This is a genomic window from Flavobacterium hungaricum (assembly GCF_015182285.1).
In the GTDB taxonomy this organism is placed as follows: Bacteria; Bacteroidota; Bacteroidia; order Flavobacteriales; family Flavobacteriaceae; genus Flavobacterium; species Flavobacterium hungaricum.
On sequence record NZ_PRDM01000005.1, the window covers coordinates 1 to 19,268 of the forward strand.

Here is a 19,268-nt window from a genome sequence, read left to right on the forward strand (position 1 = left end):
CTTTCGTTGTTGCGGGTGCAAAAGTAGCACCTTTATTTACATTAACAAGCTTTTATTTTACATTTTTCCCATCTTTTTTAACCGTTTTTCTTAACTCTTTGATAACAGCAGCTTTACAAATCAAAGTTTTTTAAAATAACGTAAGTTTTTTCTTCTTTCAGGTGTGTTTTTGTTATTTTCAAAGGGTTTGCAACAGCGACTTTTGTGGAATTTTCAGATTTAAGCAGTCCTTTCAGCTGATTTTACAACATAACCATCTTTTCAAAATGTCTGCCCAGCCCTGATTGAAGCGGCATCCTTTTGTTTTTTCCTTTAAAAAACAAAAGATACAGCAAAAAGCAGGTAACAGCTCCATATCATCAAACTCCAAATTCCTGAAATGCCGAATTAAAAACAGAAAGGATTATTAAGAGAAATGATTTTACACTTATATATAATAGAACAAGCAAAAACAAACCAGACAGGTTTTGAAAAACTGTCGGGTTGGAGATGAGAATTATTATTTCGTTATTATCAATCGAAGCGGATTGCTTTTACTGGAGATATCTTTGTTATTATATAAGACGGAATCAAAAGAACCAAAAAACAAACTGTTATAGTAAGCAGGTTTAACAATAAGATGTACATCCAGTTTAGATAAACAGGTGCTTGGTTGACATAATAGTTTTCAGGATTTAATTGAACTATTCCAAATTGCTGCTGCAACAATAATAAAGTAATACCAATTAGATTTCCCCAAAACAATCCTCGAACAATTAAGTAAAAGGCATTATACAAAAAGACTTTGCGAACTGTCCAGTTATTTGCTCCCATTGATTTAAGAATTCCAATCATTTGTGTTCTTTCTAAAATCAGGACCAGCAATGCCACCACCATGTTGATAGTCGCCACCAAAATCATTACGGCTAATATTATAACAATATTAAAGTCGAACAATTGAAGCCAGTCAAAAATATAGCTGTATTTTTTTACAATCGTTTTTGTATCAAGATTTGATGATGTCTGTTCATAAATTTGATTACCCGTTGACTCTATAGCACTAAAGTCTTTTACAAATACTTCGAAAGCGCCAATCTGATCTTCATTCCACTTATTAATTCTTTGAACATGTCTGATATCACCTATTATGTATGTTGCATCAAAGTCCTGAAATCCAGAATTAAAAATACCTGCAATTTTAAATCGACGACTGTTGGGCAGTTTACCCTGCTCTTCTTTTATAAAAAAAGTATTGAATTGATCCCCAAGTTTCAGATTTAATCTATCGGCAAGAAATTTTGAAATTATAACATCTTCGTTCAATGCTTTTGTAAAATCAGGCAGCTTGCCTTGTACAATATACTCTTTGATATTATTCCAATCATAGTCTGCACCCACTCCTTTAAAAACAATCCCTTCAAATGCATTTTCAGTTCTTATAATTCCAGCTTTAGTTGCGATTGCCTGAATATGGCTCACTTCTGGGACACTTTTGAAATCTGGATAGAAATCCTGCTTTTTTGATATTGGAATTAAAGTAATATCTGAATTGTTATTGTCATAATTCGAAATAATAACCTGCCCATTGAATGCGGAAACTTTATCACGGATTTTTTTCTGCAGACCAATCCCGGTTGCTACAGAAACAATCATCATAATAATTCCGATTGCAATTGCAGAAATCGCGATTTTAATTATAGGTGCCGAAATACTGCTCTTATAATCTTTTGCAGTAATAAGTCTTTTGGCTATAAAATATTCTAAATTCAATTTAAAAGAGATTTCTTAAAGTTATTAATCTATTCAAAAATACGTTTTAAAAAGAGAAAATCAGATTCTCTTAAAAACAATTAACGATTTCAAGTTTTACAGCGGAAGTTTTTTCTTCATTTCCTCTACGATATTAAAAGCTGCTGGGCAGATTGCAACATTTTTTAAAGTTAAGTTAGAAATCTGATGGAATTTCTTTCTATCTGTATGCGGAAACTCCCGACATGCTTTTGGACGCACGTCATAAATCATGCAATAATTCTCATTATCTAAAAAAGTACATGGAACATTTTGCAAAACATAATCCTGATCTTCATCAATTCTCAGATATTGATCAATAAACTGCTGGGGCTTTTGACGGAAATGTTTTGAAATTCTTTCGATGTCGGCTAAAGTAAATAACGGCCCCGTTGTTTTACAGCAATTAGCACACTGCAAACAATCTGTCTTTTTAAATTCTGCATCGTGCAAATCCTGCATTACATAATCTAAATTCTTAGGCTGTTTCTTTTTGAGCTTATCGAAATACTTTTTGTTTTCGTTATGCCTATCTTTGGCTAACTTATTTAAGTTGTTTAAAATTTGTTTCAAGTTTATAATTAAAAGTTGAACTGCAAAATTAAGCAACTTTAAACTTGAAACCTTAATCTTTGAATTAAAACAATGAAAGATCTTTTTGGGAAAGCGATATTCGATTTCCAAACGAACAATAACCCTGAGGACATTATAACAGAAACTTCTATTTCTGAAGAAGACGAAATGAGCATCGAATATCTTTTTCGTACTTATAACGAAATGCCTCAAATCGAGCAAAAAGCACTGCAGCTCGCTAAAGGCAAAGTTTTGGATGTTGGATGCGGGGCAGGAAGCCACACTTTATCATTGCAAAATGAAAGAAATCTAGAAGTAACAGCAATAGACATTTCAACAAAGGCAGTTGAAACTTGCAAACTAAGAGGCGTAAAGAATGCTGAAGTTAAAAATATTTTGGATTTTGAAGGAGAAAAATTTGACACCATTTTACTTTTAATGAACGGGACGGGAATTTTTGGAAAATTGAAAAATTGCAATACTTATTTATCCAAGTTAAAATCTCTTTTGAATCCGGGCGGTCAAATTTTAATTGACAGTTCAGACATTATTTATATGTTTGATGAAGACGAAGACGGCGGTAAGTGGATTCCGTCTGATAATGATTATTATGGGGAGCTTGTTTTTAATATAAGTTACAAAGGCGAAAAAGAAGATTCTTTTGATTGGCTGTATCTGGATTACAATACGCTTCAAAATGTTGCAATTTCAAATGGTTTGACTTGTGAATTAATTACGGAAGGAGAACATTTCGATTATTTAGCCAAACTTTCTATTTAAAAATAAAAAATGCTTTTACTATGACGGAACGAGATTTAGAAAAATTAAAATATCCGATCGGAAAATTTATTGCCCCAGAAAACTATTCGAACGAATATCTTTCTGAAAAAATTAAAGAAATTGAAAATCTGCCAGAAAAATTAGAAAAAGAAACTGCTCATCTTACAGACGAGCAGCTGGACACTCCTTATCGCCCAGGCGGATGGACTGTGCGACAAGTGATTCATCATTGTGCTGAAAGCCATATGAATTGTTTCATAAGAATAAAATGGACTTTGACTGAAAACAATCCTGTTATTAAAGCTTATGATGAAGTGATGTGGTCTGAGCTTCCTGATAATTTAAAAATGCCTGTCCAACCGACACTTGATTTATTAAAAGGCCTTCATTTTAGAATAGCTTACATCATGAAAAACTTATCAGAAAATGATTTAGAAAAAACCTTTGTTCATCCCTCAGACAATTCTGAAAACAAATTGAAAAAGATTATTGGCACTTATGCCTGGCATGGAAATCACCATTTAGCACATATAACTTCTTTGAAGAAACATAAAAATTGGGATTAAAAGCATATTGTATCCTTTTTACACATTTGCATCCTTTTCAGTAAACAAAAAAATCTCTTCATATGAAGAGATTTTTTTGTTTATGGTATATTCAAATATTTATGCGTCTGCAGCGACACTCTCCATTTTGGATTATTCATTACATAATCAACAATGAGCGGTGTCATTTCTTCTTTCTTACTCCACTCCGGCTGTAAAAAAAGAATTGCATTATCATTTACTTGTTCCGCTTGTTCCTCTGCAAAAATAAAGTCGTGTTTGTTATGAATAATTACTTTAAGTTCATGTGCATTATCATAAACGGTTTTTGTCGGCAGTTTATTTTTTTTAGGTGAAAGACAAATCCAATCCCAAGTTCCTGATAACGGAAAAGCTCCAGAAGTTTCAATATGGACTTTCAAACCACTCTCCTTTAATTTTTGTGTCAAAAGCGTCATGTCCCAAGACAATGGCTCGCCTCCAGTTACCACAACTGTGTCTGCATATTTTGCAGCGTTTTGAACAATTAGGTCAATACTTGTTGGCGGATGATTTTCTGCATTCCAGCTTTCCTTTACATCACACCAATGACATCCTACATCACATCCCCCAATTCTAATAAAATAAGCAGCCCTGCCCGTATGTGATCCTTCTCCTTGAATGGTATAAAACTCTTCCATCAAAGGCAGCATTGCTCCTTTATTTACTTCTAATTGTATTTCTTTTGGTAACATTTTATTATTTTAAAGTGCAAAGATAGTCAATAATATATGAACAAAAAACCCGATAGTTTTTTGAACTATCGGGTTTTACTATTTGAACTAAAATCTAAATTATTTTAAAGATTTAATAGATTGTGCTGCGTAAGTATTTGCAGGGTCTAAAACCAAAGTTTTATTAAAATACTCTACCGCTTTTACTTTGTCAGTATTTGCATATGCCGCTCCAATTGAATTGTAAGCTTCAACAACTTTTTTCACTGTTGCAGGTTTTGCTAATTCTTCTGCACCTTTTGCAGTAGTTTTAGCTACATATTCTTCATAGTTTTTGATCGTTAAATCATCTTTGTCTAATGCACTATTGATTCTTCCTTTGTATAAGTATGCTTCATCATAACTTGGCGAAGCGACTAAAACTTTATCAAAAGTTGCATCTGCATTCTCTAAAGCAGCTTTATCACGGCTTTCTGCAGGTTTTGAAGCATTACCGTAATAAACAGAAATACCATAATAAACAGCATCATCCAAATAATTCTTAGATTCTTTGTTGCTTGCTCCAAGTTCAAAAATTGCTGCAGCTTGAGTATATTGTTTTTTACCGAATAAAGCTTTTCCAAAATCAGCCAATTCTTCAACGGCTAAAGGCTCTAACTCAATTGCTTTTTTGATATCTGCAAATCCAGCATCAAAAGCTGCTTGCTGTACAACACCAGAAGCATCAGTTCCTTTTTTGATTTTTGCCAAACCTAAGTATAAATAATCTCTACCAATTACTTTGTTTGAAGGAACTTTCATGTAATCTTCGATAGATTTAATCGCAACGTCAACATTTCCGTTTTCGTAAGCTGCGTATCCTAAATATCTATAAATTCTTGGATTAACTTTATCCTCAGCAATCATTTTGTTTGCTACAGTTTCTAAACTTTTGTAATCTTTTACCAAAATCAAGAAATCTGCGTGACGCATTTTAGAATCAAGAGAATAATCTGTTAAACTTAAATATTTCTCATAGTTTGTAATTGCATTTTGCAAATTAGTCTTAGCAGTTGAAGGTTTGTTTCTTGCCCATTTGTAATATGTTTCAGCAAGTTCTCTGTACACTGGTCCGTAATTAGCATCTAAAGCTATAACTTCATTAAATGATTTAATTGCTTCGTCATACGATTTTGCATTTTTCAATAAAACCCCTAATTGCATTTTTGCTCTTAACAAAGTATTATCTGCTGTAAAAGCATCACGATATGCTTTGTAAGCATCATTTTGGTTCTTATCTCCATAATATGCATCCCCAATTGCTAACAAAGCTTGAGCATTTTGAGGTTCAATTGCTAATGCTTTTTGTAAAGTGGTGATTGCTGTTTTATAATCTGGGTTCTCAGAATTAATATAAGCTCTACCAATGTAAATAAATTCATTTACATCTTTACGTTTCATATCTTTTGTAGCTAAAGTAAAATTAGCTTGAGCAGCAGCACTATTTTTAGCATCTAAATCCAATTGACCTAAACCAATATAATTTAAGTTTTTCTTATCAGAAGCCTGTAAACCATTTTGGTAATAAATTTTAGCAGAATCAACAACAGATTGATTTAAGTAAACATTTCCTAAAACAAAATTTGCTTCACCATCAGAAGGTTTTGCTTTAATGATTGATTTCAACAAACCTTTTGCTTTATCAAATTGTTCTGCATCAATTGCCTTTTTTGCCTGATTGATGTCTTGCGCTTTTGCCGCAGTAGCTGAGACAACTAAGGCAAGACTAAAAATTTTAAATTTATTCATCTTTATCGTAATTAATTTATTCGTTATCTTTTATAATTTCACTTCTTATTTTCAGTTTTCTTCCTGGCGTATTAATAGGAAGCAACCCTGATTTTAAAACGATTCTTTGTCCGATATCACCCGCAATGAATGAAGCGAACCCCATTCCAAGTCCAGAATAACCCTGACAATTGATTATAAACAAATCACGTGCCAAAGGATATTTTGCTTCTGCCAAGTCATTTTGAGTAGGACTGTAATATTTATCACTATTCAACCCTTTTACACTCAAAACATTAATTTTCTTGATTAAGTCTGTCGTATTTGGTGAAGGCTGCGAAAGCCAATTTACACCAACAATTCCAATCATCCCATCATTTTCCGAAACAAACTTAATAACTTCGTCATTTGTTTTAAAAGAGAAAACTCCGGTTTTTGGAACGTCTTTAATCTTAGCCAATTCTTTCATATATCGAACCGTACTAGAATTCGGATTATCAAAAACCAATCCTTTGATTCTAGAATCTCCTTTTCCCTGCATAAAATCGATTACGTTTTTCAACGCAATTAAAGTATCATTATTGCTTTTATTTGAAATAAATGCAACGGCATCTTGAGCGAAAGGGGTAACACGTGGATTAATCTTACTTTTCTCAAAACGCGCTTTTTCCTCAGCGGTCAAATCACGGGCTGTAATCGCAATTTTTGCTTTTTGGTTCAATAAATCATTGATAACTTCAGCTTCTGATTTTGATTTTACCGTAATTTTTGCATCATAGTAAGTTCCTTCAAAAACAGCTACCTGATCATCTACAATTTGCTTTACTGTTTCATCAACAGTAATATCAACAGCTCCTTTTAAAATAGTTTCTTTCTGCGCTTCATTCTTGCTTTTTTGGTTACACATGGCAAACAAAAAGACAAAAATAAACAAAGCCAATACCTTACTATATTTCAACATATTTTATTATTCTTTTGAATTAATTAATCTCAAAAATCTAATTGCGGAATATACTATCAGCAATCCGCCAAAAGCATATCTGTATTTAGTTTCCATGTTTAACGGAAGTTTTTCCCAAAACATGATCATTAAACCCAGCACAAGATAAATTAAAAAAAACAGTATTCCTAAAACAAGAAGAAATCGCTCTTTGAGCGATTTCTTCTGAATATTATTAAGCATATCTTTTAACATTATTCTGCAGATTGAATAGTAATAGGAAGCGAGTATAATACCCTAACTTTTTTACCATTTTGCTCGCCGGGAGTCCATTTTGGACATTTTTTAAGAACACGAATTGCTTCTGCTCCTGTACCATAACCGATATCTCTTAAAACTTTAATATCTGTTAATGACCCGTCTTTTTCAACTACAAACGTAACGTAAACTTTACCTTTAAGACCTTCTTCTTCTGGAGTTTTGTAATTGTTTCCTACGAATTTGTAGAATTTCTCAATACCTCCTGGGAAATCTGGTTTTACTTCGATACCAGCTGTGTTGTATACAGTGTTATCTTCTTGTACTACTTCGGCAACTGGACCTTTACCAACTGGCTCATCTACAGTTAAAACTGCATCTGGATCTCCTTTGATAGTTTCAGCACCTACTTTTTTGTCCTTTAAATCCACAATTTTTGGTGGATCTTCGGTAACTTCTTCTGCTTTTGCAACAACCGGTTTCACAAACTTCACCTGATCCACTTTTGGCGGCGGCGGTGGCGGCGGCGGTTGATTTGGTTTAATTTCCTCTTTTGGTTTAGGAGGTAATTTTACCGTAGCAATCTTAATATCTGTATTCACTTCTTCTTCTCCAGAATCAGGTAATAAACTAACAATAAGAGGAGCTGCAACAGCAAAGCTAAAAATAATCGAACCAATGATAAGCGCTTTTACAGTAGTCTTACCGTTTGATTTTCTTAACTCATATGCACCATATATCTTATTACGTCCTTCGAATACGATATCAAGCCACTGATTTTTTATAATATCTAATTTCATATCTCTTGATTTTTAATTTGATAAAAAAGCTTATTGAGCAGCTGGTTTATCTATCAATTTCGTTTCTTCTGCAGTAAACTCAGGAACAATCGCATAAGTTTCAACTTTAGTAATTGCCATCTCATCCAAAATATCAACCAAATTACGGTAATTTGATTTTTTAGTTGGTTTGATAATCACAATTATTCCTTGGTCTGGTTTTCCTTTAGCAGCAGAATAAGCTAAAACATTTTTCTTTTGTTTTAACAATTCTCTACGAATACCATCTTTACCATATGCAATATCTTTAGGCCCCACTTTAGGAGTTTCTAATAATCCCATATAGTAAACCATCTTATTATCATCCCCTAACATTACTGTCATAGTTCGATTCTCATCTACCTTAGTATTATCAGTTGGCTTGTCATTTTCATCTTTATTAGGCAATGACAAATCCATCGATTGAGGTTTAGACAACGAAGTAGTTAACATAAAGAATGTAATCAACAAGAATGCCAAATCCACCATCGCCGTCAAATCGACCTTCGAGCTTTGTTTTTTGCTTCTTACTTTACCACCTTTACCACCACCGCCGTCGCCGGTATTTAATTCAGCCATTTAGTGTATGTTTTTTAATTAAAAGTCTTTTCCTCTCATTCCAGTAACTAAGTTAAAGGAATTGATTTTCTGATCTTGTAGGATATCCATAATTTTTTTAATTTTTGGATATTCTTCTTTTGCATCTCCTTTTATCGCAATCTGCAATTCTTTGTCATCTAAATCAATTGCCGCTCTTCTAGAAACTAAAAGCCAATCTTTTAATTGATTATCTAACGAATCCAACGGAATTCCACCTTGATTTGCTTTGGTTCTGTCCGCTGCTTTCATATCAATGATAGACTTTAACCCTGCAACTGGTACACCAAAATCGTCCATCAATGCAAATTTAGCTTTATCATCTTCAGAAAATGTTACACCATATTTTGCACCCATTCCTTCAAGAGTTCTTTTACGAAGCTCTCTTCCTTTGATGTCAAAAAATACTTTTCCTTTTCCTACTGTAATAATTGCCAAATCAGAATCTGGTAATTTACTTTGTACAGTAGATGAAGGCGTATCTACAGGTAGTGCCTCTGGCACTTTAGCAGTAGCGGTCAAAATAAAGAACGTTAGCAAAAGGAATGCAACATCACACATCGCAGTCATGTCTGTCGATGTCGACTTTTTTTTCATTTTTATTTTAGCCATTATCTTTTTATTTTGTTTTTTTGATATAAAAAATTAATATCAAAAATTAATTATTGTCTTAAGCTTCCTCTGAATTTTCTGTAAGTATTAACGATAGTAGTACCAGCCTCATCAATAGAGTAAGTTAAATCGTCAATTTTAGCAGTAAAGAAATTGTAAGAGATAATCGCTAATACAGAAGTAGAGATACCTGTTGCAGTGTTGATAAGTGCCTCAGAGATACCTGTTGCAAGAGCAGCTTGGTCAGGAGTACCAGCAGAAGCTAACGCACCAAACGCTTTAATCATACCAGATACAGTTCCTAATAATCCTCCTAATGTACCTAAAGATACTAAAGTAGAGATGATAGTCATGTTTTTCTCTAACATTGGCATTTCTAATGAAGTAGCCTCTTCGATTTCTTTGTGGATTACTTCTGAAGCTTCTTCACTGTTGAAACCTTCTTTCTTAACATCTTGATATTTAATCAAAGCAGATTTAATTGCATTTGCAACTGAACCTTGTTGTTTGTCACATGAAGCGATAGCAGCCTCGATGTTTCCTTCTTTAATACTTCCTTGAACGTTTCTCATAAATGCATCTAAGTTTGCTTTTCCAGCAGCTTTAGAGATAACGATAAATCTTTCAATAGAAAAAACAACAACCATTAAAAACATACCTAATAATACTGGTACAATGAAACCTCCTTTATATACCATTCCTAAAGTATTAAGTGGATGACCAGTTTCTGAATTTCCGCCCTCGAAGTTAGCAGAATCTCCCATGATAAATTTCCAAATAAACACCCCCACTATAATACACGCTGCAATAATGATTCCAGTAACCATTCCTCCCCCATTTGAAGTGCTTTCTTTTTTAACTTTAACGTTTGCCATTTTTTTTAATTTTAATAGTTTTAAATAATTTTTATTTTTTAGTTATATTTAACTTGTAGAGGAGCAAATTTATACGTTTAGTTTAAATAAAAAAACTTTTTTTAATTTTATTGACCGAAATTTAACTTCAATTTAAAAAATATCTCATTAATTTGTCAGCGTCATTTTTTAGATAAAACAAAAAAAAGGTCGATAATTAGAAAAATTACAACGTTTTAGTAAATATTCAAAGATTCCGTTGATATCTTCTTAAAAAGCTGCGAATTTTTTTTTTATTTATAATTCAATCAAAAAAAGCTTTTTCTTACTAAAAAAAACCATCACAAAAATGCCTAAAATACAAGCAACACTCATATAACCAACTAAATTACAAATAAAAAAATGAATAAAAAAGACAATTTTATTGCTGCTATAAATAATGGTTATGCATCTAAGGGAGACAGCATTATTCTTGGGGGCGCAATGCTTGACGGTGAGCCGCTTGCAGAAGCTCATGTCAAAATTCCGCTTAAAACTTTAAACCGACACGGACTGATTGCGGGAGCAACCGGAACTGGAAAAACTAAAACGATTCAGGTTTTTTCGGAACAGCTTTCGAATGCTGGAATTCCTGTTTTGATGATGGATATTAAAGGAGATTTTAGTGGTATTGCCAAAGAAGGAAAAGAAGAAGGTTTTATCACAGAGCGTCACGCTAAAATTGACATTCCTTTTAATGTATCTGCTTTTCCTGTAGAATTGATGTCACTTTCTAAACAGGACGGTGTTCGCCTGCGCGCAACGGTTTCTGAATTTGGACCTGTTTTATTTTCCAGAATATTAGACCTTAATGATACTCAGGCGGGAGTTATTGCAGTTATTTTTAAATATTGCGACGACAACCAAATGCCCTTGTTAGACCTTAAAGACATTAAAAAGGTTATTAATTATATTACCGAAGAAGGCAAAGAAGAAATTACTGCCAATTATGGCAAAATCTCAACTTCGACAACGGGAACGATTTTAAGAAAAATTATTGAACTCGAACAACAAGGCGGTGATTTGTTTTTTGGCGAACTTTCGTTTGAAACGGATGATTTAATGCGCATCGACGAAAACGGAAAAGGTTACGTAAATATCATTCGTTTAACAGATATTCAAGATAAACCAAAATTATTCTCGACTTTTATGTTGAGCCTTTTAGCAGAGATTTATCAAAAAATGCCTGAGAAAGGAGATGCTTCGCAGCCGGAGCTGGTTATTTTTATTGATGAAGCGCATTTAATATTTAATGAAGCCAGCAAAGCACTTCTGGAGCAAATCGAAACGATTGTAAAACTAATTCGTTCAAAAGGTGTTGGTGTTTATTTTGTAACACAAAACCCGATGGATGTTCCGAGTGGTGTTTTGGCGCAATTGGGATTAAAAATCCAGCATGCTTTGAGAGCTTTTACCGCTAATGACCGTCAGGCAATTAAGAAAACGGCAGACAATTACCCAACTTCTGAATATTATAAAACGGACGAATTATTAACAAGTCTTGGAATCGGTGAAGCTTTGGTTACAGCGTTGAATGAAAAAGGTATTCCGACTCCTTTGGTTGCAACTATGATGCGTGCACCAATGAGCCGAATGGATATTTTATCATCAGAAGAAATCGCTGCCATAAACGGCAAATCGAAACTGGTAAAAAAATACGCCGAAGAAATTGATCGCGAAAGCGCCTACGAAATCTTGACAAAAAAAATTGATCAAGCCAACCAAGCAGTGGCAGAACAAGAACAACAAGCTCCAGCTAAATCTTCTAAAGCGGGACCAACTACTACAGAAGTAGTAACCAAATCTGTTCTAAAAGTCGTTACAAGCGCTACCTTCATAAGAGGCGTTTTTGGTGTTTTGACAAAAATCTTTAAGAAGTAAAAAAATATTTGATCCCTATAGTTATAAAAGCAAAACCCGACAGTTTAAAACATGTCGGGTTTTATTTTGTAGTCTCGGTCAAAAAGAGTTTAAGGACAACAGTTTTGGGCTGTAATGAACTTATAAATTATCTAGACAGTAATTCTAATATTTTAGTTTCTACTTCTGGAGTGTCCCAAATATTTTCAATATTTTCTATTCTCAACACTTCTTCCATAATTCCGTTTTGGTAATCGCCAATCGCCAAAGCTTCAGCATAAGGACGATCGCTAAAAGTAACACGACTGTAAAGGGGAATCCATTTATCAGGATGTTTATCCGAAAATGCTTTTTCTATTTTCTTTTGAAGCAGGAATTTTTCATCGGCCGTTTTGGTGCTCATTTCCATGAAATTTCGATACGAAAGTTCTGCAATCGCATCGGCATTTGGTTTACGGGAAATCTGATATTCTGAGAAGATCTTTTTCCAATCATTTCCGTATTTCTCAATCATTTCGTTCAAAACGGTAATATCTTCAAAACCGGCATTCATTCCCTGTCCATAAAATGGAACAATAGCATGACACGCGTCACCGATCAAAGCAATCTTATCTTCATACGTCCACGGAAAACATTTCATTGTAACCAATGTACTTGTCGGATTGTTAAAGAAATCATTTGCTAATTCTGGAATTACCTCAATAGAATCAGGGAATTTCTTTGCAAAGAAATCTTCCACTTCTTTACGATCTGTTAACGATGCAAAAGAATTTTCGCCTTCAAACGGCATAAAAAGTGTACAAGTAAAACTGCCGTCTAAGTTTGGAAGCGCAATTAACATGTATTCACCTCGAGGCCAGATATGAAACGAGTTTTTGTCTAATTTATGGGTTCCGTCGGGATTTGCTGGAATATTTAATTCTTTATAACCTACATTTAAAAATTCCTGCGAATAGTTAAACATACTCTGACGCTGCATTCTATGGCGGATTCTCGAAAACGCCCCATCAGCGCCAAAAACCATATCGTATTTTTTTTCTTCCCACTCGCCTCTTTCGCTTTCGCCGATATGAAGCGTTGCGTCGCTCATGGTAACGTCCCAGATTTTCTGTTCAAAATAGAATTCGGCTCCCGCATTTTCGGCAAGATCAATCATTTTTCTATTTAATCTTCCTCTAGAAATAGAATAAATCGCTTCTCCGTCTTGACCATAATTCTGAAAATTCAGTTTATCGACCAAATGAATCGCGCGTTTGTCCATCGGAATTGCTATTTCGCGTACAGAATCTCCAACTCCAACCGCATCAAGTGCTCTCCAGCCACGATTAGACATAGCGAGATTTATAGAACGTCCAGAAAAATTTATTTTACGAATATCAGGACTGCGATCATAAACATGAACGGTGTGACCTGCTTTTTTAAGATAAATTGCCAAAAGCGATCCGACTAATCCAGAACCGACAACTGCAATTTTTAGTGAAGTTTGCATCAAGGAAAATCTAATAATAAGATTGTAAAAATAAGTAATAAAAACACAAGACCTTAAAAATAAAGGAAATATTTACTGTTATAGATAGAAAAAGACTTTTACTTTAATTATTCTTTTTAATTTTTTCAGTTCAAAACAGGTATAAATAATTTTATATTTTTATAACAAATTGTTATTTTATTAAATTTATTTACAATTATTAAACAATTAGTTTTGCTTTAAAATCATTACAAACTATTTAAGAAAGTTTATGAACAGCGAAATTTTACACTCCAATATAATCTTAGAAAACGAAAAAGTATTGTTGATTCCGTTTGAAAGCGAAAGAAACATCGAACTAAAAGAAATCATTTTTGATGATGAAATCTGGAAGTATATGGGAATGTACATCCGAAGCGATCAGGATTTTGAAAACTATATTCAAAGTACATTAAAACAAAAAGAAACTGGAATGTGTTATCCATTTCTTATTATAGATAAAGCAAAGAATAAAGCAGCAGGAAGCACTCGCTATGGCTATTTGAATCATGCAAGTCAAAAATGCGAAATTGGCTGGACGTGGTATGGAAAAGCTTTTCAAGGAACTGGTTTGAATAAAGCCTGTAAATTTGAATTACTGAATTTTGGTTTCGAAAAGATTCAGTTTAGAAGAATACAATTTAGTGCCGATCTTGAGAATCTGCGTTCTCAAAAAGCAATCGAAAAATTGGGCGCTAAAAAAGAAGGTCTTTTTAGAAATAACTATGTAGATTCTGAAGGAAAAAGCAAAGATGATGTTTATTACAGTGTCATTTTGGAAGAATGGGAAAAAACTAAGAATACTTATTTCGAAGAGTTTTTATAATTGTAATTGTTTACTTTAGCCTCTAAAATTTCTGTTGATCATTATTAAAATACATGAAAAAAAAACTTTTCTTATTCCTCTTAATTTCAATTAGTTTTCTAAACTCTTACGGACAAACAAAAATGATTGTAGGCAAAAAGCACTTACTTTTTGTGAGTATTCCTAACAGCTGGCTTCAGTCGCCTAACGAAGAAATTCCGTTTCTTATAAAACCTGAAGCAAAAAATGTCAGCGACAGGACCTATATGTATGTTCTTGGATTGGATTACGAATCTTCTCCAGATTTAAATGCTTGGATTGAAGGAAATAATACAGGTTTAAAAAATAACATTCCAGATATTAGTATTCAAAATCTCGATCTCACTTTTGACAATTTAAAACCAAATAATTTCCTGACTGGAAAATACAAGATCGTAACCTACACTTATCCCAATGGACGAAAAGAAGCTTTATTAGTCATCGAATCTAAAACAAGTATTTTTACAGTGGTACTTTCTGCTAAAGATTCGGCAGAGTTTAATACTTATTTAAATTCTTTCAAAGAGTTGACAAACTCATTAGAAATTAAAGCTGCAACAGTCCGATAAAAATATTTTTATGTCTGACAACTTAAAACTGTATTCCGAACATTACGTATCGCAAAAATCCGAAAGATTTGTCAATAAAATATGGTGTTTGGATAATTCATTCGGCGAAAGTCTGATTGAAAACAAACTTGTTTTGCCAAACGGATGTTTTAATATGGCCATTGTAAGCGGCAACGCTATAGAGGTTCATACCAGCAAAAAGAAATACGAAATGAATGAAGGTTTTTACTTTTGTTCGCAAATGACGAATAAAGTTTTGGTGAATATCCAGCCAAAAACTAAAGTCACCATCTTACAGCTTCATGCATGGACACTTTCGATGTTTACCAAATATGATCTAAGCAATTTTACCGATTCGATAATTAAAATCGACAGTGAAACACTTCCTTTTAGAATTACTATTGCTAATCCTGTCGAAAAACTGTTAGAAACGACCAATGGTTATTGTGAACAATTATCCGACTTAAATCCAAGCCAAAACAGCGTTGAAAAAATCTGTGAAATAATCAAAAATAAGGAAGACGAAATTTCTGTTTCTGAAATTGCATTGCAGTTACAATCTTCACAGCGTTTACTCCAGATTAAATTTAAAACCGCAACTGGGCTTACGATCAAAAAATACATTCAGATTCTAAAATTCAGAAAATCGGTTGACCAAATGGTAAATACTGATTTAGAAAAAATGAGTCTAACCGAAATTGCCCTTTACAACAAATACTTTGACCAATCGCATTTTATTCGAAAGTTTAAAGATGTGACCAAAGCAACTCCAAAGACATTCAATCCTGATTCTTATTTTCTTTCGCAAAAAAGATAAAATTTCGCTTTTGTACAATTTCCAAAATCTTGAGTGAGGTATTTTTGCAAAACGTTTAAATTAGTTTTTAACACCTAGAGGCATAGTTTACAGAATGTATTGCATAGTACGTTCTTCTTTTGGCAGCAAAAAAACCTATGTTTCTATGTGTTAATCAATTACATTTAAACTTTTAATCATCAATCCAATCAATCACAATGAAAATCATCAATTCAATTTCAAAAATTATTCTTATCGGAATTCTATTTTTTTCAACTCTAACGGGATTTTCTCAGGAAGAAAAAAACTCCGAATTGTACAAAACTATTATGTCAAAAGACAGTCTTCTTTTTAATGTAGGTTTTAATACATGCGACATTTCACAGTTTGAAAATTTGTTAAGCGCAGATTTTGAGTTTTATCACGATAAAGACAGTATTTCAGACAAAGCATTGTTTCTTCATAATCTTAAAAAAGGCTTGTGCGGTTCTATTGAAAGCTATAAAGCCCGAAGATACTTAGTCCCAAATAGCACCGAAGTTTATCCGTTATACAAAAAAGGCGTTCTGTATGGCGCAATGCAGATGGGAATTCATCAGTTTTATGAAAAATCAGTCTCCAAAAATGAATCCCTTGCAAATGCAAAAGAAAATTTTGGCAGCACGGCACGGTTTACTCATGTATGGTTACTTAACAACGGTATTTGGAAACTGAGAAGATCTTTTAGTTACGATCATCAAAACGCCAATACTGCAGGCACAAAATCAGATATTTTTGATAACGATCAGGAAATTAAAAAATGGCTGGCGCAAAATAATGTTCCAGCTCTTGGAATTGGAGTTATAACTAACGGAAAACTACAAGAAGTAAAAGTTTTTGGCGAACTTAAAAAAGGAGTTACAGCTCCCTATAATACTATCTGGAATGTGGCTTCACTTACAAAACCAATCACAGCGATGGTTACTTTAAAATTGGTAAGTCAAGGAAAATGGAATTTGGACGAACCGCTGGATAAATACTGGATCGATCCGGACATCAAGAACGATCCAAATTATAAATTGTTGACTACAAGAATTATTTTAAGCCATCAAACGGGTTTTCCGAATTGGAGGCATATGAACGAATCTGGAAAACTCGATTTTAAATTTAAACCTGGTACAAAATACCAATATTCAGGAGAAGGTTTTGAATATCTGCGTAAAGCTTTGGAAAAGAAATTCAACAAAAAACTAGACCAGCTGGCAGACGAATTGATTTTTAAACCCCTTAAAATGAATGATTCTCAATTGGTCTGGAACGATAAAATTGACCTTACAAGATTTGCAATTGGTTATGATAATAAGGGAAATGCCTATGAACCTACCAAAATTAAAACGGCAAACGCAGCTGATGACCTTATGACTACACTATCGGATTATGGAACTTTTTTATGCAGTGTGATGAATGGCGAGGGTTTATCTCAAAAAGTTTTTGAAGAGATGAATGCGCACCAAATACAAACTAAAAAGGATAAATATTTTGGGCTTGGTTTTGAAATTTATGATTTTGGAAACGGCGAATATGCCCTTTCACACGGCGGAGCAGACAAAGGTGTGCAGACACTGGCTTTTATACTGCCAAAAACAAAAGAAGGAGTCTTGATTTTTACCAACGTTGACGATGGGTATAAGGTTTACGAAAAGATAATTACACATTATTTAGGAGAAAATGGAAAAAAATTGATTGCGATTGAAACCAAATGAAAATTTGGTCGTCTAACATTTTGTAAGCGTTTAAAAGTTTCATCAAAAAAATCGTAATTTCGATTAATTAACTGATACACTAACAATTACAAAGTTTCAATCATCAATCAAAAAACGAATCATTTATTAATCCTAAACCAAATCATCAATTATGAAAAAATCAATCCAACTAATTGCATTATCTTTTTTGGTCCTGCTTTCGACATCCATTGCAACTGCACAGGATAAAGCCAGGCAAATTGAAGATCTTTTAAATAAATATAAAGAATACGGACAATTTAATGGTGCTGCTTTGGTGGCAGAAAACGGAAAAGTAATCTTTAAAAAAGGTTTTGGCGAAGCCAACATGGAATGGAATATTCCAAATCAAGCGGACACCAAATTTAGATTAGGTTCTATCTCCAAACAATTTACGGCATTGCTGATTGTAAAATTAGCTGAAGAGGGTAAAATAAAACTAGATGTTCCGATTACGACTTACCTAAAAGATTATCCAAAAGAGAATGGAGATAAAATTACGATTCATCACTTATTGACTCATACTTCTGGAATTCCAAATTATACCAGTGCGCCAAATTTCTTTAAAGACAAAGCCCGAAATCCGTATACCCCAGAAGAGTTTGTCAAAACTTTTTCTAGTTTACCATTAGAATTTACTCCTGGTGAAAAATTTAATTACTCTAATTCCGGTTATTTCTTATTAGGATATATCATTGAGAAAATTTCAGGCAAAACCTACGAACAGTATTTACAGGAAATAATTTTTACGCCTTTGAAAATGGTTAATTCGGGTTACGATCACAGCGATGTTATCTTAAAAAACAGAGCGGCCGGCTATGAAAAACACGGTAAAAAAGTGGTCAATGCAGCCTATCTTGATATGAGTATTCCGTATGCAGCGGGTTCTTTATATTCGACTGTAGAAGATTTATATTTATGGGATCAGGCACTTTATACTACTAAACTGCTTTCAGAAAAAGCTATGGAATCTTTATTTAAACCTTACATAAGTGCAGGACGAGCTTCTTACGGTTATGGCTGGTTTATTGATGAAGTTGATAATGGAACTAAAGACAAGATTAAAACTGTAGGACATGGAGGAGGAATAAATGGTTTTAACACCATTATCTCGCGTTATCCTGCAGATAAAAATTTGATCGTTTTATTGAATAATACCGGCGGAACGGTTTTAGGTGAAATGAACGATGCAATTAAGGCTATTTTATACAAGCAGCCTTTTAACCAGCCAAAAAAATCATTGGCGCTGGATTTATTAGATATTTATACTGCAAAAGGTCTCACGGCGGGGAACGAAGCGTATAAGAAATTAAAAAATGACCCTGTTTACGCCATCAAAGAAGGCGATATAAATCGTGTGGGTTATCAATTATTGCAGGATGGAAAAAAGAAAGAAGCTATTGAAGTTTTTAAAATCAATACTGAAACTTTTCCAAAATCTGGAAATGCTTACGATAGTCTGGGTGAAGCATATTTGGCCGACGGTGATAAAAAACTAGCCATTGTAAATTATAAAAAATCGGTAGAATTGGATCCGACTAATGAAGGCGGCAAAAAAGTTTTGGCAGAAATCACGAAGTAAAGTTCAAAACTGCAAAGGCGCAAAGATTTTAAACAACTAGAAATGTCAACTTTGTCAAAGTTTAGAACTTTGACAAAGTTTTTTCTA

Annotated in this window: 19 protein-coding genes; 8 read left to right on the plus strand and 11 right to left on the minus strand. The window is 33.4% G+C overall.

Annotated features, from left to right (window positions below):
- Window positions 1-513: 513 nt before the first annotated feature.
- Both C4F50_RS19430 and C4F50_RS19435 read right to left on the minus strand, forming a co-directional pair.
- Window positions 514-1,749: an ABC transporter permease gene (locus C4F50_RS19430; protein WP_194140311.1), complete on the minus strand. Its 1,236-nt coding sequence runs from the start codon at window positions 1,747-1,749 to the stop codon at window positions 514-516.
- Window positions 1,750-1,845: 96 nt separating this feature from the next.
- The gene (locus tag C4F50_RS19435; protein ID WP_194140312.1) at window positions 1,846-2,340 is read right to left on the minus strand and encodes a YkgJ family cysteine cluster protein; all 495 of its coding nucleotides are present in this window, start codon (window positions 2,338-2,340) and stop codon (window positions 1,846-1,848) included.
- A 72-nt stretch (window positions 2,341-2,412) separates the two neighbouring features.
- Between C4F50_RS19435 and C4F50_RS19440 the strand changes: the two genes are divergently transcribed.
- Together C4F50_RS19440 and C4F50_RS19445 are read left to right on the plus strand one after the other, a co-directional pair.
- Complete coding sequence (locus tag C4F50_RS19440; protein ID WP_194140313.1) at window positions 2,413-3,120, plus strand: class I SAM-dependent methyltransferase; 708 nt, start codon at window positions 2,413-2,415, stop codon at window positions 3,118-3,120.
- Between the two features lie 20 nt (window positions 3,121-3,140).
- Window positions 3,141-3,686 carry a YfiT family bacillithiol transferase gene (locus tag C4F50_RS19445; RefSeq protein WP_194140314.1) on the plus strand — a complete coding sequence of 182 codons (546 nt, stop codon included), beginning with the start codon at window positions 3,141-3,143 and terminating at the stop codon, window positions 3,684-3,686.
- 80 nt (window positions 3,687-3,766) lie between these two features.
- On the opposite strand, the gene C4F50_RS19450 is transcribed toward C4F50_RS19445, so the two are convergent.
- The 8 genes from C4F50_RS19450 to C4F50_RS19480 form a co-directional block, all read right to left on the minus strand.
- Window positions 3,767-4,399, minus strand: a complete 633-nt coding sequence (locus C4F50_RS19450) for a 7-carboxy-7-deazaguanine synthase QueE (protein WP_194140315.1) — start codon at window positions 4,397-4,399, stop codon at window positions 3,767-3,769.
- A gap of 99 nt (window positions 4,400-4,498) precedes the next feature.
- Window positions 4,499-6,166 (minus strand): tetratricopeptide repeat protein, encoded by a 1,668-nt coding sequence (locus tag C4F50_RS19455; protein WP_194140316.1) that lies wholly within the window; start codon window positions 6,164-6,166, stop codon window positions 4,499-4,501.
- A 16-nt stretch (window positions 6,167-6,182) separates the two neighbouring features.
- Entirely contained in the window at window positions 6,183-7,106 is a 924-nt protein-coding gene (locus tag C4F50_RS19460; RefSeq protein ID WP_194140317.1) for a PstS family phosphate ABC transporter substrate-binding protein, read from the minus strand.
- A gap of 6 nt (window positions 7,107-7,112) precedes the next feature.
- Window positions 7,113-7,340 carry a hypothetical protein gene (locus tag C4F50_RS25715; protein ID WP_228012090.1) on the minus strand — a complete coding sequence of 76 codons (228 nt, stop codon included), beginning with the start codon at window positions 7,338-7,340 and terminating at the stop codon, window positions 7,113-7,115.
- A complete protein-coding gene (locus C4F50_RS19465; RefSeq protein ID WP_194140318.1) occupies window positions 7,340-8,143 on the minus strand; it encodes an energy transducer TonB in 804 nt (267 codons plus the stop codon). Before C4F50_RS19465 ends, C4F50_RS25715 begins: the two co-directional genes overlap by 1 nt.
- A 30-nt stretch (window positions 8,144-8,173) precedes the next feature.
- Complete coding sequence (locus tag C4F50_RS19470) at window positions 8,174-8,740, minus strand: ExbD/TolR family protein (protein ID WP_194140319.1); 567 nt, start codon at window positions 8,738-8,740, stop codon at window positions 8,174-8,176.
- Between the two features lie 18 nt (window positions 8,741-8,758).
- A complete protein-coding gene (locus tag C4F50_RS19475; RefSeq protein ID WP_194140320.1) occupies window positions 8,759-9,370 on the minus strand; it encodes an ExbD/TolR family protein in 612 nt (203 codons plus the stop codon).
- 50 nt (window positions 9,371-9,420) lie between these two features.
- Window positions 9,421-10,245, minus strand: a complete 825-nt coding sequence (locus C4F50_RS19480; RefSeq protein ID WP_194140321.1) for a MotA/TolQ/ExbB proton channel family protein — start codon at window positions 10,243-10,245, stop codon at window positions 9,421-9,423.
- A 381-nt stretch (window positions 10,246-10,626) separates the two neighbouring features.
- Between C4F50_RS19480 and C4F50_RS19485 the strand changes: the two genes are divergently transcribed.
- Window positions 10,627-12,144, plus strand: a complete 1,518-nt coding sequence (locus tag C4F50_RS19485; RefSeq protein ID WP_194140322.1) for a helicase HerA-like domain-containing protein — start codon at window positions 10,627-10,629, stop codon at window positions 12,142-12,144.
- Window positions 12,145-12,271: 127 nt separating this feature from the next.
- Here C4F50_RS19485 and C4F50_RS19490 read toward each other — a convergent pair whose 3' ends face one another.
- Window positions 12,272-13,612 (minus strand): FAD-dependent oxidoreductase, encoded by a 1,341-nt coding sequence (locus C4F50_RS19490; RefSeq protein ID WP_194140323.1) that lies wholly within the window; start codon window positions 13,610-13,612, stop codon window positions 12,272-12,274.
- 250 nt (window positions 13,613-13,862) lie between these two features.
- On the opposite strand from C4F50_RS19490, the gene C4F50_RS19495 reads away from it, so the two are divergent.
- The 5 genes from C4F50_RS19495 (at window position 13,863) to C4F50_RS19515 (ending at window position 19,181) form a co-directional block, all read left to right on the plus strand.
- Window positions 13,863-14,456, plus strand: a complete 594-nt coding sequence (locus C4F50_RS19495) for a GNAT family N-acetyltransferase (protein ID WP_194140324.1) — start codon at window positions 13,863-13,865, stop codon at window positions 14,454-14,456.
- 53 nt (window positions 14,457-14,509) lie between these two features.
- On the plus strand, window positions 14,510-15,043 hold the full coding sequence (locus C4F50_RS19500; protein WP_194140325.1) for a hypothetical protein: 534 nt from the start codon (window positions 14,510-14,512) through the stop codon (window positions 15,041-15,043).
- Between the two features lie 10 nt (window positions 15,044-15,053).
- On the plus strand, window positions 15,054-15,860 hold the full coding sequence (locus tag C4F50_RS19505) for a helix-turn-helix domain-containing protein (RefSeq protein WP_194140326.1): 807 nt from the start codon (window positions 15,054-15,056) through the stop codon (window positions 15,858-15,860).
- Between the two features lie 197 nt (window positions 15,861-16,057).
- Complete coding sequence (locus C4F50_RS19510; RefSeq protein WP_194140327.1) at window positions 16,058-17,581, plus strand: serine hydrolase domain-containing protein; 1,524 nt, start codon at window positions 16,058-16,060, stop codon at window positions 17,579-17,581.
- Between the two features lie 151 nt (window positions 17,582-17,732).
- On the plus strand, window positions 17,733-19,181 hold the full coding sequence (locus tag C4F50_RS19515; protein WP_194140328.1) for a serine hydrolase: 1,449 nt from the start codon (window positions 17,733-17,735) through the stop codon (window positions 19,179-19,181).
- Window positions 19,182-19,268: the final 87 nt, after the last annotated feature.